The sequence below is a fragment of the Mesorhizobium sp. M4A.F.Ca.ET.020.02.1.1 genome (assembly GCF_004022645.1).
Taxonomy (GTDB): Bacteria; Pseudomonadota; Alphaproteobacteria; order Rhizobiales; family Rhizobiaceae; genus Mesorhizobium.
The window spans coordinates 1-992 of sequence record NZ_RZOI01001195.1 but is presented as its reverse complement, the minus strand read 5'-3'; the positions used below and the strand labels follow the sequence as shown (position 1 = coordinate 992).

Below are 992 nucleotides of genomic sequence, written 5' to 3'. Positions count from 1 at the left end.
GACCATATCGGTGTCAAACCCGACCAGGTCCCCGGGCTCAATGACCCTTTGAGTGGCTTCCTGCAGCCACGGATTGATACGTGGTCCTGACGCCAGCATGCGTCCCTCATGCCAGCCGCCCTGATTGGCCAGGTTGGTGTAGTTGAGGATGCCCCAGAGCTGCACTTCCGTGACGCCCGGGCCCATGGTTTCCTGCATTCGCGCGATGCCATGCTCGGCCACGGCACAGGCCCATCTGATGCAGGCGATTTCGTCATCCGATTTGATGACGCGTGCCCCTTCGACGATGTCGGCGGCGTCAATGACCTCCAACCCGCGCTGCAGCAGAGCCTGAGTGATGCTCGGGTTGATGTATTCCAGAGCCACCTTGCGGTTGGTGGTTCCGATTTCATTCAGGAATTCCACGGTGTCGTCGGCGAAGAGCGTGGCGGCCTCGGGAAGTTCGTACCCGCCCTCAAAAAACGAGAGTGGCCTTCCCGACCTGACCCGGTCGGCCGATGATCCGCGGCTGTAGGCCTGATGCAGGGTGACCGGCCCGTCGAGCGGAAAAAAGAGATAGGTGACCGGGATATGCGACTGGAACAAAGGAAAGGTGTTGTAATCAATCGCGTAACGAATGGTGATGGGACTCACCAGCACGCACATAGCGACGTCGGAGGCCCGCATTGCAGCTCGAAGGCGGCCCTTCCGGTACTTGTCGAGCCTTTGGAAATCGATATCCGGCATCTGCCGAAACTGCCGCAAATCGCTCCAGTTGTCGCGGAGCAGGAACCCGTCAGGATCTGGTGAAGCCACTTTGAAATCGCTCATCGGTTCCTCGTATCGAGCTTGATTGGATTTACGGCGGTTGAGACCTGCTACAGATTCGACGCACGGCCCTCCGAGCTACAAACAGTACGATCAAGCCCAACTTGCCGGCCTACATTCTCGACCAGAGTTTGCCGCCGGTTGCCCAGTTATTCGGCGCATACTCATCAAAAACCACATGAACC

The 992-nt window shown here is 58.4% G+C and carries 1 protein-coding gene; it reads right to left on the bottom strand.

What is annotated here, in order from left to right; genetic code table 11:
* Nucleotides 1-810, bottom strand: an 810-nt coding sequence (locus EN742_RS36000; protein ID WP_128333941.1) for a M24 family metallopeptidase, incomplete at its 3' end; no start/stop codon positions are given.
* Nucleotides 811-992 lie beyond the last annotated feature (182 nt).